The sequence below is a fragment of the Agrococcus sp. DT81.2 genome, assembly GCF_049844935.1.
GTDB lineage: Bacteria > Actinomycetota > Actinomycetes > Actinomycetales > Microbacteriaceae > Agrococcus.
The window spans coordinates 181,202-195,487 of sequence record NZ_JBNCLZ010000005.1; the positions used below are offsets into that span (position 1 = coordinate 181,202).

Consider the following 14,286-nt stretch of genomic DNA (forward strand, 5'->3'; position numbering starts at 1 on the left):
CGTCACGCCTCCTCGCGGGTCGAGCCGGCACCGAAGGCCTCGGCGATGCGCTCGGGCGTCAGCACCGTCGCCGGTGGCCCGTGGTGCAGCAGCCGGCCGCGCAGCAGCAGGGCCGTGTCGACGAGCTCCGCGACGCCGGAGAGGTCGTGGTGCACGATCACGACCGTGCGGCCGCGGTCGCGCAGGTCTCGCAGCACCTCGACGATGCGCGCCTCGCTCGTGCGGTCGACTCCCGCGAAGGGCTCGTCGAGCAGCAGCAGCTCGGCGTCCTGCGCGATCGCCCGGGCGACGAACGCGCGCTTGCGCTGCCCGCCCGAGAGCTCCCCGATGGGACGGTCGGCGAGGTCGTCGATGCGGAGCAGATCGAGCGCCTCGTCGACCGCGGCGCGATCGGCCGCCCGCGGGATGCGGAGCATGCCCATCCGCCCGTAGCGGCCGGTCGTCACGACGTCGCGCACGGTGATGGGGAAGTCCCAGTCGACCGACTCCGCCTGCGGCACCGACGCGACGAGGCCGGCGCGCCGCGCCTGCGCCGGCGTGCGGCCCAGGATGCGCACGGTGCCCTCGTGCGGCACGCGCTCGAGCACCGCGGCGAGCATCGACGACTTGCCGGAGCCGTTCACGCCGACGAGGCCGGTGATCTCGCCGGTGCGGATGCGCACGGTCACGTCGGCGAGCGCGTGCACCTCGCCGTAGTGCACGCCGAGCCGCTCGGTGACGATCGCGTCGGCGGCGCTGTCCAGGGGGTGCACCGTCATGCTCCGAGCCCCTCCAGGATGGCGTCGACGTCGTGCTCGATGAGCGCGAGGTAGGTGGGCGCCGGCCCGCCGGGCACCGAGAGCGAGTCGACGTGCAGGGAGCCGTCGAAGCGCACGCCCGCGTTCCGCGCGATCTGCTGCTGCGTGCCGGGATGCGTCGTCGACTCGCAGAAGACGGTCGGCACGCCGGTCCGCTCGACGACCGCCGCGACGGCCGCGATCGACTGCGGCGTGCCTTGGCCGCCGGCGTTGACAGGCCACAGGCTCGCCTCGGCGAGGCCGGCGTCGCGCGTGAGGTAGCTGAACGCGCCCTCGCACGTGACGAGCACGCGGTGCGCCTGCGGGACGGCGGCGACGCCCGCGCGGAGCCGGTCGCGGAGCCGGTCCAGCTCGGCCGTGATCGCGGCCGCGCGCGCGTCGATCGCGGCGCGGTCCGCGGGTACGAGCTCGCCGATCGCGACGCGCAGCGCCTCGACGTACTGGGCGCCCTCGGCGGGCGAGACCCACGCGTGCGCGTTCGGGTTGCCGGCGTAGTGGCCCGTCTCGATCGGGATGGGCTCGATCGTGTCGCTGAGCACGACGTGCGGCGCTGCGGCCCGCTCGACGAGCGTGAGCAGCCAGTCGTCGATGCCCATGCCGTTCGTCACCACGAGGTCGGCGCCCTCGGTGCGCACGAGGTCGCCGGGCGTGGGCTCGTAGTCGTGCACCTCGACGCCCGGGCGCGTGAGCGACTCGACGCGCGCCGCGTCGCCCGCCACCTCGCGGGCCAGGTCGGCGATCACGGTGAAGGTCGCGAGCACGAGCGGCCGGTCGTCGGCCGGTGCGTCGGTCGCGGCGCCGGGCGTGGCACAGCCGGTCAGCGCCGCCAGCGCGCAGGCCGCCGCGACGGCGACGATTCGCCGCCCCGCACCTCGCGCTTTCGGCATACCGAAATCATGGCAGAGAAGATGCAGTGCGCACCAGCGCTGCGGGCGGGCGTCGGCCGCGCACCCGTACCGATCTGCGGGTGCGCGGGCTCAGCACCCGCCGATCGGTACGGGAGATCCGACCGGTGTCGGTTTGGCGGTACGGATTTGCGGGTGCAGGAGCCGCGCACCCGCAGATCGGTACCGGATGCCCATCGCGCGGACCGGGCCCGCGGCACGCCGGAGCGACTGCGATCTGCGGTCAGCGGCCGGCGATGCGCGCCGCGAGCGCCTCGAACGCGAGGCGCCGGTGGCTGAGCGCGTCCTTCTCCTCCGGGCTCAGCTCGGCGGCCGCCCGGCCGTCGGCGTCGTGGGGCAGGAAGATCGGGTCGTACCCGAACCCGCCCTCGCCGCGCGGCGCATCCGCCACCGTGCCGGCCCACTCGCCGCGCTCGACCACCTCGCCGTCGGCGTCGACCCACGCGGCCGCGCACACGAAGCGCGCGCCGCGCTCGGTGTGCCCGGCGAGGTTCGCGAGCAGCAGCTCGAGGTTGTCCTGCGCGTCGCGCGTGCCGGCGTAGCGCGCGGAGTGGATGCCGGGCGCGCCGCCCAGCGCGTCGACGGCGATGCCGGAGTCGTCCGCGAGCGCCGGCAGGCCGGTGCGCTCGTGGGCGGCACGCGCCTTGATGAGCGCGTTCGCCTCGAACGTGTCGCCGTCCTCGACCGGCTCGGGGCCGTCGTCGGGCACGAGCTCGACGCCGGGCAGCAGCGGCGCCAGGATGCGCTGCAGCTCCTCGACCTTGTGCGGGTTGTGGGTCGAGACGACCACCTGCAGCCCGCCGCCCGTGAGCTCGGTGCCCGCCGATCCGACGATGCTCACGCGAGCGCCTCGCGCTGCAGCTCGGTGAGCCGCGCGGTGCCGGCGAGCGCGAGGTCGAGCATCGCGTCGAGCTCGGAGCGGTCGAACGGCGCAGCCTCGGCGGTGCCCTGCACCTCGACGAGCAGGCCGCGGCCGGTCGCGACGACGTTCATGTCGGTGTCGGCGCGCACGTCCTCGACGTAGGCGAGGTCGAGCATCGGCACGCCGTCGACGATGCCGACCGAGACGGCCGCGACCGAGTCGAGCAGCGGCTTCGCACTCCTGGGCACCCTGCCCTGCTCCTGCGCCCAGCGGATGGCCTCCGCGAGCGCGACGTACGCGCCGGTGATCGCGGCGGTGCGGGTGCCGCCGTCCGCCTGCAGCACGTCGCAGTCGACGGCGATCGAGAGCTCGCCGAGCGCCCGCATGTCGACGCCCGCGCGCAGGCTCCTGCCGATGAGGCGCGAGATCTCGTGCGTGCGGCCGCCGACGCGGCCCTTCACGCTCTCGCGATCCATCCGCTCGTTCGTCGACCGCGGCAGCATCGCGTACTCGGCCGTCACCCATCCCTTGCCCTTGCCCGACATCCAGCGCGGCACGGTCGGCATGACGGATGCGGTGCACAGCACCTTCGTCGCCCCGAACGAGACGAGCGCGCTGCCCTCCGCCTGCTGGCTCCAGCCGCGCTCGATCGTGACGTCGCGCAGCTGGTCGAGCTGCCTGCCGTCCTTGCGCGTGGGCGTGGGTGCGTCAGCCACGAGGGCCTCCTTCAGTCGGTGCGGCCGGGGAGCTGGATGACCCCGGTCTGGTGGAACTCGACGTGCGTCACCTCTGGACCGAGGAACCGGCGCGCGAGCCGCAGGAACGGCTCCTGCGCCTCCGTCGTCGCCTCGAACTCGTAGACCGGGGTCGTGCCGGGGGCCGCGAGCATGCGCCGGTCGCTGAGGATGCGGTAGACGTCGGCCGCGGTCTCCTCGGCGCTCGACACGAGCCGCACGTCGGGGCCGGCGACGTAGCCGATCGCGCCGGCGAGCAGCGGGTAGTGGGTGCAGCCGAGCACGAGCGTGTCGAGCCGCTCCGCGAGCAGCGGCTCGAGGTACTCGTGGGCCGCCTGGAGCACCTCGTCGCCCGTCGTCACGCCCGCCTCGACGAACTCGACGAAGCGCGGCGCGGCGCCGGCCGCGACGTGCGGCACGCCGGCCTCCGCGAAGGCGCGCTGGTACGCGCCCGAGCCGATCGTGCCGGCGGTGCCGATCACGCCGATCCGCCCGGACCGGCTCTGGCTCACGGCCGCGCGCACGGCGGGGTCGATGACCTCGACGACCGGGATGCCCATGCCCTCCTCGTAGCGCTCACGGGCGATGTCGAGCGTCGCGGCCGACGCGGTGTTGCATGCGATGACGAGCATCTTCACGCCCTGCGCGACGAGCGTGTCGAGCACGTCGAGGGCGAGGTGGCGCACCTCCGCCTGCTCGCGCGGCCCGTACGGTCCGTTCGCGGTGTCGCCGATGTAGGTGATCGACTCGGCGGGCAGCTGGTCGATGAGCGCCCTCGCCACGGTGAGCCCGCCGACGCCGCTGTCGAAGACTCCGATCGGGCGATGCACGTCGGCAAGCCTAGCCGCGAGCCGCGCCGCGGGGCGCGCACGCATACCTGTACCGACGTGTCAGGGGTGCGCGGTATCGTCTGCACCCTGACGATCGGCAGGAGTCGGCGTGATCGAGTTCGCATCCGTGCGCAAGGAGTATTCGGGCGGCACGGTCGCTGTCGAGGACTTCAGCCTCACCATCCCATCGCACGCCGTCGCGGTGCTCGTGGGGTCCTCCGGCTGCGGCAAGACGACGCTGCTGCGCATGGTGAACCGCATGGTCGAGCCCACGTCGGGCACGGTGAGCATCGACGGCGTCGACGTGCGCTCGATGGACCCCGTGAAGCTGCGCCGGTCGATCGGCTACGTGCTGCAGGCGGGCGGCCTGCTCCCCCACCGCACGATCGCCGACAACGTCGCGACCGTGCCGGTGCTCGAGGGCCGCAGCCGCAGGCAGGCGCGACAGGATGCGCTGGGCCTGCTCGAGCGCGTCGGCCTCGACACGGCGCTCGCCGACCGCTACCCCGCGCAGCTCTCCGGCGGGCAGCAGCAGCGCGTCGGCGTCGCGCGCGCGCTCGCCGCCGACCCGAACATCCTGCTCATGGACGAGCCGTTCGGCGCCGTCGACCCGATCGTGCGCGACCAGCTGCAGTCCGAGATGCGGTCGCTGCAGGCCGAGCTCGGCAAGACGATCGTGTTCGTGACGCACGACATCGACGAGGCGTTCGCGCTCGGCGACGAGGTGCTCGTGCTGCGCAAGGGCGCCGAGATCGCGCAGCGCGGCGCCCCGGCGCAGATCCTCGCCAACCCCGCCGACGACTTCGTCGCGAGCTTCGTGGGTGCCGGCAGCGCCCGCCGCACCCTGCGCATCCGCGAAGTCGAAGGTCGGAGCGTCGTGGTCGACGGCGACGACCGCCCGACCGGCGTGCTGGCGCGGTGAGGGGGCGGCAGCGATGACCTGGCTGAGCCAGAACCTCCACATCGTCGGCGCGCTGCTCGTCGACCACCTCGTGCTCTCGATCCTGCCGATCGTGCTGAGCCTCGTGATCTCGGTGCCGCTCGGCTGGCTCGCGTCCCGCTACCGCAGGGCTCGCACGCCGCTGCTGACGGGCACCGGCCTGCTGTACGCCATCCCGTCGCTGCCGCTGTTCATCATCGTCGCGCCGCTCATCGGGGTCGCGGTGCGCTCCCCCGTGACGATCATCGCCGGGCTGACGATCTACGGGTGCGCGCTGCTCGTGCGCGGCGCCGCCGACGCGTTCGGCTCGGTGCCGCGCGAGACGATGCTCGCGGCGGATGCGATGGGGCACTCCGCGTGGGCGCGCTTCTGGCGCGTCGAGCTGCCCCTCGCGGGGCCCGTGCTGCTGTCGTCGCTGCGTGTCGTCATCGTCTCGACCGCGAGCCTCGTCACCGTCGGTGCGCTCGTGGGCGCGTCGAGCCTCGGCACCCTCTTCACCGACGGGTTCCAGCGCGGCATCGAGGCATCCATCATCACGGGCCTCGTGCTCACCGTCGTCGTCGCGTACGCGCTCGACGCCGTGTGCGTGCTCGCGGGTCGCATGACGATGCCCTGGCTGCGATCGGTGGCGGCATGAACCTGTTCGTCGAGGCGATCGCGTACCTGCTCGACCCCGCCAACTGGGCGGGCGCCGGCGGCCTGGGCCTGCGCGTCCTCGAGCACCTGGGGTTCTCGGGTGCGGTGCTGCTCGTCGCCGCAGCGGTCGGCATCCCCGCGGGCGTCGCCATCGGCCACACCGGCCGAGGCCGCGGCCTCGTGATCGCGCTCACGAGCGGCGCGCGCGCCATCCCGACGCTCGGGCTGCTGACCATCTTCGGGCTGTTGCTGGGCATCGGCCTCGAGGCCCCGTTCCTCGCCCTCGTCGTGCTGGCGCTGCCGCCCGTGCTGGCCGGGTCGTACGCGGGCGTCGAGGCCGTCGACCGGCAGGTGATCGGCGGCGCCCGTGCGATCGGCATGACCGAGCGGCAGATCGTGACCGGCGTCGAGCTGCCGCTTGCGAGCCCCGTGCTGATCGGCGGGCTGCGGTCGGCGGCGCTGCAGGTCATCTCGACCGCGACGCTCGCCGCCTACATCTCCGACACGGGCCTCGGCAGGCCCATCTTCGAGGGACTCAAGACGCGCGAGTACGGCGTCATGCTCGCCGGCTCGATCCTCGTCGCGCTGCTCGCGCTGCTCGTCGAGCTGCTCTTCCAGGCCGCCCAATCCGCGGCGGCCCGCCGCGCCGAACCCGTTGACAGCCACCGCACCGCGCGCATCCGCGCACCAGAGAGGAACCTCGCATGACCCACTTCTTCCGCAGGACGGGCCTCACCCTCGCCGCGATCGGCGCCACCGGCGTGCTGCTCGCAGGCTGTGCGAGCGCCGACCCCCTGGCGGAGGGCGAGACGACCGCGCCCTCCGCGAGCGGCGAGGGCACGACGCTCGTCGTCGGCTCGCAGGACTACTACTCGAACGAGATCATCGCCGAGCTGTACGCGCAGGCGCTCGAGGACGCCGGCTACACGATCGACCGCCAGCTGCGCATCGGGCAGCGCGAGGTGTACCTGCCCGAGATCGAGGCGGGCTCGATCGACCTCTTCCCCGAGTACACCGGCCCGCTGCTGCAGGTGTGGGCGGAGGAGCCGCCGGAGCGCGAGAGCGACGAGGTCTACGACGCCCTCGTCGAGGCAGCGCCCGAGGGCATCACGATCCTCGATCAGGCACCGGCGACCGACCAGGACGCCTACGTCGTGACGCGCGAGTTCGCCGAGCAGTACGACCTGACGACGGTCGCCGACCTCGCGAACGTCGACGTGCCGCTCACGATGGGCGCGAACTCCGAGGCCGAGACGCGACCGAACGGACCGCAGGGTCTCGCGGAGGTCTACGGCATCGAGGTCGGCTTCACGCCCATCGAGGACAGCGGCGGCCCGCTCACGGTCCGCGCGCTGCAGGACGGCGACGTGCAGCTCGCCATCCTGTACACCGCGCAGCCGGAGATCGCCGAGAGCGACCTCGTCGTGCTCGAGGACACCGAGGGCCTCTTCCTCTCGTCGAACGTCGTGCCGGTCGCGAGCGACCGCGTCGACGAGGAGGCGCAGGAGGTCGTCAACGGGATCAGCGCGGCCCTCACGTCCGACGAGCTCATCGAGCTCAACCGGCGCAGCACCGTCGAGCAGTCGCCTGCCGCCGACATCGCGGCGGCGTGGCTCGAGGAGCAGGGGCTGCTCGGGTAGTCAGTCCCGCAGCATCCGGTGCATCGCGATGTGCCCCCACGTGGGGCCCGTCGACACCTGCTCGTCGAGGTGCCGGAACCCGCGCCGCTCGTAGAACCGGGCGGCGCGGGCGTTGCCGTCGATGAGCCACAGGTAGTGGGGGCGCTCGTCGACCACCGCGTCGAAGAGCACCGCGCCGAGCCCGGAGCCGTGCAGGTCGGCATGCACGTAGAGGCGGCCCAGCTCGCGCGCCGCCGGCGAGGGCACGAAGCCGAGCGCGATCTCCCACGCGGCCGGCGCCGGCTCGGCCGCGGCGACGCCCACGATGCGGTCGCCGAGCCACGCGATCCGACGGCGCGCGTCGCCCGGCTCGGCGAAGTCGGCGGCGAGGCCGCGGATGTCGGCCTGCGCGAGCCCGTCCTCGCGGAACGCGTCCGGCAGCAGGCCCGCGTACGTGCGCAGCTGCTCCTCGACGAGGAACAGCGCCCACGCGGGCGCGTCGGCGGGCGTCGGCTCGCGGAGCTCGACGCCGTCGGGCAGCGGTCGGCCATCGGGCATCGGTGAAGAGGATGCGTGCACCGCGCCACGCTACCGGTCGTCAGGCGCGCCCACGCCGCCCCGCATTAGGGTTGCGCCGTGGACACCGCGCTCATGACCGACCGCTACGAGCTGACGATGATCGATGCCGCGATGCGCTCCGGCACCGCCTTCCGGCCCTCCGTCTTCGAGGTCTTCGCGCGCCGCCTGCCGGGCGCGCGCCGCTACGGCGTCGTCGCCGGCACGGGCCGCTTCCTGGAGCGGCTCGCCGAGTTCCGCTTCGGCGACGACGAGCTGCGCTTCCTGCGCGACAACCAGGTCGTCTCGAGCGAGCTGCTCGACTGGCTCGCCGACTACCGCTTCTCGGGCGACGTGCGCGGCTACGCCGAGGGAGAGCTCTACTTCCCCGGCTCCCCCATCCTCGTCATCGAGGGCTCCTTCGCCGAGGCCGTCGTGCTCGAGACGCTCGCGCTCTCGGTGCTCAACTACGACTCCGCGGTCGCGAACGCCGCCACCCGCATGACCCGCGCGGCGAAGGGCCGCCCGGTCGCCGAGATGGGCTCGCGGCGCGCCAACGAGGAGGCGGCGATCGCGGCGGCGCGCGCCGCGTACATCGCCGGCTTCGGCGCCACGTCCAACCTCGCCGCGGGCGCGCGCTGGGGCATCCCCACCATGGGTACGGCCGCGCACTCCTTCACGCTCCTCCACGACTCCGAGGCCGCCGCGTTCCAGGCGCAGATCGACGTGCTCGGCGTCGGCACGACGCTGCTGGTCGACACGTACGACATCGAGCAGGGCATCCGCACGGCGATCGAGGTCGCCGGCACGGACCTCGGCGGCATCCGCCTCGACTCGGGCGACCTCGACGAGGTGGCGGCCGAAGCAAGGGCGCTGCTCGACTCGCTCGGCGCGACCGGCACCCGCATCACCGTCACGAGCGACCTCGACGAGTACGCCATCGCGGCGCTGCAGGCGAGCCCCGTGGATGCGTACGGCGTCGGCACGAGCGTCGTCACCGGCTCGGGCGCGCCCGCCGCCGGCATGGTCTACAAGCTCGTCGCCCGGCAGGGCGCCGACGGCGCGTGGGTCGGGGTCGCGAAGCACTCCGAGGACAAGACGTCGAAGCCGGGCGAGAAGGTGGCCGTGCGCACGCTCGAGGATGGCGTGGCGATCGAGGAGACGGTGCTCGTGACCGAGCACCAGGCGACGATCGACGCGGCGGCGGCCGGCGGCCGTGCGCTGCAGGTGCCGCTCGTGCGCGGCGGCGAGGTCGACGACCGCTGGCTCGGCGCGCGCGGCGTCGCGACCGCGCGCGAGCGCCACGACGCGTCGGTGGCGGAGCTGCCCGCCGAGGCGCACCGGCTCGCGCGCGGCGAGCCGGTCATCCCGACCGTCTTCCGCTGACCGCGCGGCGGGCGATCGCCTGCGGGACGACTACTCGGCCCGGAGCTTCTCGTAGATCTCCTTGCAGGCGGGGCAGATCGGGAACTTCTCCGGGTCGCGGCCCGGGGTCCACTTCTTGCCGCACAGGGCGCGCACGGGCTTGCCCGAGAGCGCCGACTGCAGGATCTTCTCCTTCTTGACGTAGTGCGAGAACCGGTCGTGGTCGCCGTCCTCGACCGACTCCTCGTTGAGGAGCTTCTCGAGCTCGCGGTCGAGCACGTCGGTGCCACCACCCGCCCCGATCGTGCCGGGGCCGGTCGTCTCTGGTCCGGGGGTCTGCGTCATGGCCCCATGATCCCATGCGCGGCGATCCCACGCTCAGCCCGCTCCCGGATCGTTCCGTCATGCTTCTCGATGCCGCCGGGGACAGCTGACGCCCGGCACACCGACCGAGGAGGACCCATGCAGGAGATCGACCGCGACGACGAACTCGGCTGGCTCGTCGGCACGCTCGACCGCATCCTCGGCGTCCAGCGGCCCCTCGTGGTCAACCACTTGCGATCGCTGCGCCGCAAGCACCCAGAGCTCAACCCCGAGCAGGTGATCCAGCGGCTCGAGAAGCAGTACCTCGCCGCGGTCACGAGCGGCGGCGCGGCCGTCGGCGCGACCGCCGTCGCGCCCGGCATCGGCACGGCTGCGTCGCTCGGGCTCACCGTCGCGGAGACCGTCGTCTTCCTCGAGGCGAGCGCCTTCTTCGCGCAGGCGGTCACCGAGGTGCACGGCATCCCGGTCGAGGACCCCGAGCGCGCGAAGGCGCTCGTCATGGGGCTCATGCTCGGCTCCGGCGGCAAGGCGCTCGTCAAGCGCGTCGCCGCGCAGTCCATGGGCGGCGGCTCCGCGGGCACCGCCTTCTGGGGCGAGCTCGTCACCTCGCGCATGCCCACCGGCATGATGGGCCAGGTCGTCGACTTCCTGCGCCGCGCGTTCCTGAAGCGGATGGCGCGCAACACCGGCGCGTCGATGATCGGCCGGGCGATGCCGTTCGGCATCGGCGCCGTGGTCGGCGGCGTGGGCAACAACATCCTCGGCCGGCAGATCGTGAAGGCCGCGCGCGAGGCGTTCGGCCCGCCGCCGGTCGCGTTCGACCCGAGCCTCGCCCCCGTCATCAAGGAGGCGCGCCGCACCCTCGGCGAGCGCATCCAGGACGCCCGGGAGATCGAGCGGGAGGGGCTGGGCGGCGGCCTGCGTCGATTCCGCGAGCGACTCGGCACGTCGAGCACGGGGCCGCGAGACGACGAAGCGCCGCCGGAGCCCTCAGGCTCCGACGGCGCGCCGACCGACGAGCGGTGACCGAGCGGCGTCGCTGACTACTCCAGCGCGCCGAGCGTCACGTCGACCTCGGCCTCCTGGCCGTCGCGGAGGTACGTGACCGTGACGGTGTCGCCGCCGGCGTGCGCGCGCACCTGCGCGGTCGCGTCGGTAGCGCCCGTCACCGGCTGGCCCTCGATGTCGGTGATGACGTCGCCCGCCTGCAGGCCGGCCGCGGCGGCGGCGCCGCCCTCCGTCGTCTCCCGCACGAGCGCGCCGACCGAGCCGACCGACGCATCCGTCACATCGCTCACCGAGGCACCGAGCAGGCCATGGCTCGCGGTGCCGTCGGCGATGATCTCGTCGACGACGCGCTGCACGAGGCTCGCCTCGATCGCGAAGCCGATGCCGATGGAGCCGGACGCGCTGCCCTCGCCCATGCTGGCGATCGCGACGTTGACGCCGACGAGCTCACCGGACGCGTTGAGCAGAGCGCCGCCGGAGTTGCCAGGGTTGATGGAGGCATCGGTCTGCACGACCGGGATCGAGATGTCCTGCTGCGCCGCCTGCGTGCCGTCCGGCTGCCAGAAGCCGAAGGGCTGCTGCTGCGACTGGTCCTCCTCGCTCGGCGCGGCGCTCGACGCGATCCGCAGGCCGCGGTCGACAGCCGAGACGATGCCGTCCGTCACCGAGTTCGACAGCCCGAGCGGCGCACCGATCGCGATCGCCGTGTCGCCGACCCGAACGTCGTCGCTCGCCGCGAAGGTGATGACCGGCAGCTCGGCGTCGACCCGGATGACCGCGAGGTCGACGACCGGGTCGGTGCCGACGATCTCGGCCGCCAGCAGCCTACCGTCGCTCGTCTCGACCGTGATGGTGGCGTCGGCTGCCTGGCCGTCGAGGGTGACGACGTGGTTGTTCGTGACGATGTAACCGCCCGCCGCGACCGCCACGCCCGAGCCCTCGCCCGAGCCCGTGCTCGAGGAGGCCTGGACGGTGACGACGGATGGGCCGGCCGCAGCGGCGACGTCGACGATCGTCTCCGGGTTGGTGACGGTCTCGCCCGTCGAGCTCGCGCCGGGCGCGGACTGCGTCTGCGGCTGCTGCTGGCTGAGCGCGAGCGCGCCGCCGCCGAAGCCCGCCGCGCCGCCGAGCAGCGCGGCGGCGACGAGCGAGGTCGCGATGAGGCCGCCGCGGCGGCGCGGCTTGGCCGGCGCGGCCGTCTGCGGCTCGCCGAAGGCGCCGTACGCGAGCGTCGGCTGGTCGGCCGTCCTCTGGTCGGACCCGGCCTGCTCGAAGCTGGGCTGCTGGCCGAAGCCTCGCTGCTCGAAGCCGGGCCGCTCGTAGCTCGGCGGCTGCGGCGCGGAGGCGGCAGGGCTCGACGGCTGCTGCCACGGCTGCCAGCCGTGTCCGGAGTTCGCGGGCTGCTGCGGCTGCTGCCGGCCGACGGGATTCGGCACGCGGTCGTACGGGTTCGTCATGTCTTCGATCGTGCCACCGGAATCCATGCGGTTCCCATGCGGTCCCCATGTCGGCCGTCGGAACGCCGCCCGAAGCGAGTAGCGTCGGTCCCATGGAGCAGGCACCCTGGCAGCGGACCGCCGCCGGCGCGGGACTGCTCGGCGCGGACGGCCGGCTGGCGCCGACGATCTTCGCCGAGATGACCGCGCTGGCTTCGAAGACAGGGGCTCTGAACCTCGGGCAGGGCTTCCCCGACGAGGACGGGCCGCGAGCCGTGCTCGACGCGGCCAAGCACGCGATCGACCACGGCCAGAACCAGTACGGACCGGGGCGCGGCTGCCAGGAGCTCATCGACGCGGTCACCGAGCATCAGCGGCGCTTCTACGGCATCGGCCTCGGCCGGGGCGACGTGCTCATCACCGCCGGGGCCACCGAGGCCCTCGCCGCGACGATGCTCGCGTACCTCTCCCCCGGCGACGAGGTCATCGTCTTCGAGCCGTACTACGACGCGTACGCCGCCGTCGTCGCCCTCGCGGGAGCCGTGCTCGTGCCGGTGCCGCTCGTGGCGCCCGACTTCCAGGTCGACCCCGACCGGCTGCAGCGCGCCGCGACGCCGCGCACGCGGATGATCGTCGTCAACTCGCCGCACAACCCCACCGGGTCCGTCTTCACCGAGGAGTCGCTGCGCCACATCGTGCGGGTCGCCGAGCGCCGCGACGCGATCATCGTCACCGACGAGGTCTACGAGCACCTGGTCTACGACGAGCGGCACGTGCCGATCGCGACGATCGAGGCGGCCCGTGAGCGCGTGGTCTCGATCTCGTCGGCCGGCAAGACCTTCTCGGTCACCGGCTGGAAGATCGGCTGGATCATGTCGACGCCGCAGCGCATCGCGCAGATCACCGCGGTGAAGCAGTACTTGACGTTCGTGAACGGCGCGCCCTTCCAGCCGGCGGTCGCCGCGGGGTTGCGGCTCCCCGACGAGCACTTCGACACGATCGTGCAGTCGTTCGCGCGCAAGCGCGACATCCTCGCCCGCGGCCTGCGCAAGGCGGGGTTCGCGGTGCACGACGCGATGGCTGGCTACTTCCTGCTCGCGGATGCGGCACCGCTGGGCATCGACGACGCGTCTGCGCTCGCCCGGCGGCTGCCGGAGCTCGTGGGCGTGGTCGGGGTGCCGGTCGGCGCGTTCGCGCGGCCTTCACGGCGCGACCTCCGCTCGACGATGCGCTTCGCGTTCTGCAAGTCCGACGACACGCTGCGCGAGGCCGCGTCGCGGCTCGCAGGCCTCAAGGACGCGGTGCTGCCGGTCGCGGCTCAGGCCGACCGGTATCAGGCCACCCGGTAGCGGCGGTTCGCGAGCGACGGGTTGCGCGCGCGGGTCGAGCTGATCACCGCCGCGTCGATCGGGGCGACCGCGATCCCCTCGCCGTCGCCGAGCGCCGCGAGCGGCACGCCCATCGGGTCGACGATGAGCGAGCAGCCGACGCCGAGCGGCGGCGACTGGTCGGCCGCGACGACGTGCACGGTCGACTCGATCGCGCGCGCCGTCACGAGGGTCGTCCAGTGGCGCTCCTTCTGCGGGCCGCGCACCCACTCGGCGGGTACGACCACCACGTCGGCCCCCGCATCCACGAGCCGTCGGGTCGCCTCCGGGAACCGCAGGTCGTAGCAGGTCTGGATGCCGATGCGGGTGCCGAGGGCCTCGACGACCGGCAGCTGCGCCGGGTCGCCGGGCGTCAGCCAGTCCGACTCGCGGCTGCCGAAGGCGTCGTAGAGGTGCACCTTCCGGTACGCGGCGCGCACGCCCGTCGCATCGACCGCGACGACGGTGTTGGAGACGCCGCCGTCGCGGCGCTCGAGCAGCCCGCCGATCACGAGAGCGTCGTGAGCGGCAGCGCGCTCGACGAGCATGCCGACGAACGGGCCGTCGATCGGCTCGGCGGCCGTGGGAGCCGTCGCCGCGAGGTCGCTCGAGCAGTGCTGCGAGTACTCGGGCAGCACGATGAGCCGCGCGCCACGAGCGGCGGCTGCATCGATCCACGCCGCGGCGCCGGCGCGGTTCGCGTCGACGTCCTCGCCCGGTGCCCACTGCACGGCTGCCGCGAGCAGCACCGGCGCCGCGACGTCGGCCGTCGCGCCGACGTGCGCCGCACCGACCTGCGCCGTGCTGACCTGCGCCGCGCCGACCTGCTCTGGGGTGCTCTGCTCGCTCACGGCTCCAGCCTACGCACGCACCGTGGCGCGCTCGGGCGCGGGATGCCAGGATCAGCA

The 14,286-nt window shown here is 73.6% G+C and carries 16 protein-coding genes; 7 read left to right on the forward strand and 9 right to left on the reverse strand.

Translation table 11 applies throughout. From position 1 onward, the window contains the following. Positions 1–2 precede the first annotated feature (2 nt). The 5 genes from ACLQ21_RS11340 to murI all read right to left on the reverse strand — a co-directional run bounded on the left by ACLQ21_RS11340 (position 3) and on the right by murI (position 4,173). On the reverse strand, positions 3–758 hold the full coding sequence (locus ACLQ21_RS11340; RefSeq protein WP_425663741.1) for a metal ABC transporter ATP-binding protein: 756 nt from the start codon (positions 756–758) through the stop codon (positions 3–5). Continuing rightward, a complete protein-coding gene (locus tag ACLQ21_RS11345; protein WP_425663743.1) occupies positions 755–1,684 on the reverse strand; it encodes a metal ABC transporter solute-binding protein, Zn/Mn family in 930 nt (309 codons plus the stop codon). Before ACLQ21_RS11345 ends, ACLQ21_RS11340 begins: the two co-directional genes overlap by 4 nt. Positions 1,685–1,925: 241 nt before the next feature. After that, positions 1,926–2,543 (reverse strand): RdgB/HAM1 family non-canonical purine NTP pyrophosphatase, encoded by a 618-nt coding sequence (gene rdgB / locus ACLQ21_RS11350; RefSeq protein WP_425663745.1) that lies wholly within the window; start codon positions 2,541–2,543, stop codon positions 1,926–1,928. Next, positions 2,540–3,280: a ribonuclease PH gene (gene rph, locus ACLQ21_RS11355; protein ID WP_425663747.1), complete on the reverse strand. Its 741-nt coding sequence runs from the start codon at positions 3,278–3,280 to the stop codon at positions 2,540–2,542. Before rph ends, rdgB begins: the two co-directional genes overlap by 4 nt. Before the next feature lie 11 nt (positions 3,281–3,291). Then, complete coding sequence (gene murI / locus ACLQ21_RS11360; RefSeq protein ID WP_425663749.1) at positions 3,292–4,173, reverse strand: glutamate racemase; 882 nt, start codon at positions 4,171–4,173, stop codon at positions 3,292–3,294. Between the two features lie 64 nt (positions 4,174–4,237). On the opposite strand from murI, the gene ACLQ21_RS11365 reads away from it, so the two are divergent. Genes ACLQ21_RS11365 through ACLQ21_RS11380 form a run of 4 tightly spaced genes read left to right on the forward strand, consistent with a single transcriptional unit; the run spans position 4,238 to position 7,344 of the window. Further along, positions 4,238–5,050, forward strand: coding sequence for an ABC transporter ATP-binding protein (locus ACLQ21_RS11365; RefSeq protein WP_425663750.1), 813 nt, complete (start codon positions 4,238–4,240; stop codon positions 5,048–5,050). Between the two features lie 13 nt (positions 5,051–5,063). Then, entirely contained in the window at positions 5,064–5,705 is a 642-nt protein-coding gene (locus ACLQ21_RS11370; protein WP_425663752.1) for an ABC transporter permease, read from the forward strand. Next, the gene (locus tag ACLQ21_RS11375) at positions 5,702–6,412 is read left to right on the forward strand and encodes an ABC transporter permease (protein ID WP_425663754.1); all 711 of its coding nucleotides are present in this window, start codon (positions 5,702–5,704) and stop codon (positions 6,410–6,412) included. Before ACLQ21_RS11370 ends, ACLQ21_RS11375 begins: the two co-directional genes overlap by 4 nt. After that, entirely contained in the window at positions 6,409–7,344 is a 936-nt protein-coding gene (locus ACLQ21_RS11380) for a glycine betaine ABC transporter substrate-binding protein (RefSeq protein ID WP_425663756.1), read from the forward strand. Before ACLQ21_RS11375 ends, ACLQ21_RS11380 begins: the two co-directional genes overlap by 4 nt. On the opposite strand, the gene ACLQ21_RS11385 is transcribed toward ACLQ21_RS11380, so the two are convergent. Beyond that, entirely contained in the window at positions 7,345–7,881 is a 537-nt protein-coding gene (locus tag ACLQ21_RS11385) for a GNAT family N-acetyltransferase (protein WP_425663758.1), read from the reverse strand. It lies immediately after the preceding gene. Positions 7,882–7,974: 93 nt separating this feature from the next. Here ACLQ21_RS11385 and ACLQ21_RS11390 point away from each other — a divergent pair, with 93 nt between their 5' ends. Beyond that, positions 7,975–9,264 carry a nicotinate phosphoribosyltransferase gene (locus ACLQ21_RS11390; protein WP_425663916.1) on the forward strand — a complete coding sequence of 430 codons (1,290 nt, stop codon included), beginning with the start codon at positions 7,975–7,977 and terminating at the stop codon, positions 9,262–9,264. Between the two features lie 30 nt (positions 9,265–9,294). Here the strand turns inward: ACLQ21_RS11390 and ACLQ21_RS11395 are convergent, their stop codons facing one another. Continuing rightward, positions 9,295–9,588, reverse strand: a complete 294-nt coding sequence (locus ACLQ21_RS11395; protein WP_425663759.1) for a DUF3039 domain-containing protein — start codon at positions 9,586–9,588, stop codon at positions 9,295–9,297. Positions 9,589–9,705: 117 nt separating this feature from the next. Between ACLQ21_RS11395 and ACLQ21_RS11400 the strand changes: the two genes are divergently transcribed. Beyond that, positions 9,706–10,593 carry a hypothetical protein gene (locus ACLQ21_RS11400; RefSeq protein WP_425663760.1) on the forward strand — a complete coding sequence of 296 codons (888 nt, stop codon included), beginning with the start codon at positions 9,706–9,708 and terminating at the stop codon, positions 10,591–10,593. 17 nt (positions 10,594–10,610) lie between these two features. Here ACLQ21_RS11400 and ACLQ21_RS11405 read toward each other — a convergent pair whose 3' ends face one another. After that, positions 10,611–12,032, reverse strand: a complete 1,422-nt coding sequence (locus tag ACLQ21_RS11405; RefSeq protein ID WP_425663761.1) for a trypsin-like peptidase domain-containing protein — start codon at positions 12,030–12,032, stop codon at positions 10,611–10,613. Positions 12,033–12,124: 92 nt separating this feature from the next. On the opposite strand from ACLQ21_RS11405, the gene ACLQ21_RS11410 reads away from it, so the two are divergent. Then, complete coding sequence (locus tag ACLQ21_RS11410; protein ID WP_425663763.1) at positions 12,125–13,360, forward strand: aminotransferase class I/II-fold pyridoxal phosphate-dependent enzyme; 1,236 nt, start codon at positions 12,125–12,127, stop codon at positions 13,358–13,360. On the opposite strand, the gene ACLQ21_RS11415 is transcribed toward ACLQ21_RS11410, so the two are convergent. Continuing rightward, positions 13,345–14,229 (reverse strand): nitrilase-related carbon-nitrogen hydrolase, encoded by an 885-nt coding sequence (locus tag ACLQ21_RS11415; protein WP_425663765.1) that lies wholly within the window; start codon positions 14,227–14,229, stop codon positions 13,345–13,347. The genes ACLQ21_RS11410 and ACLQ21_RS11415 overlap by 16 nt on opposite strands. Positions 14,230–14,286: the final 57 nt, after the last annotated feature.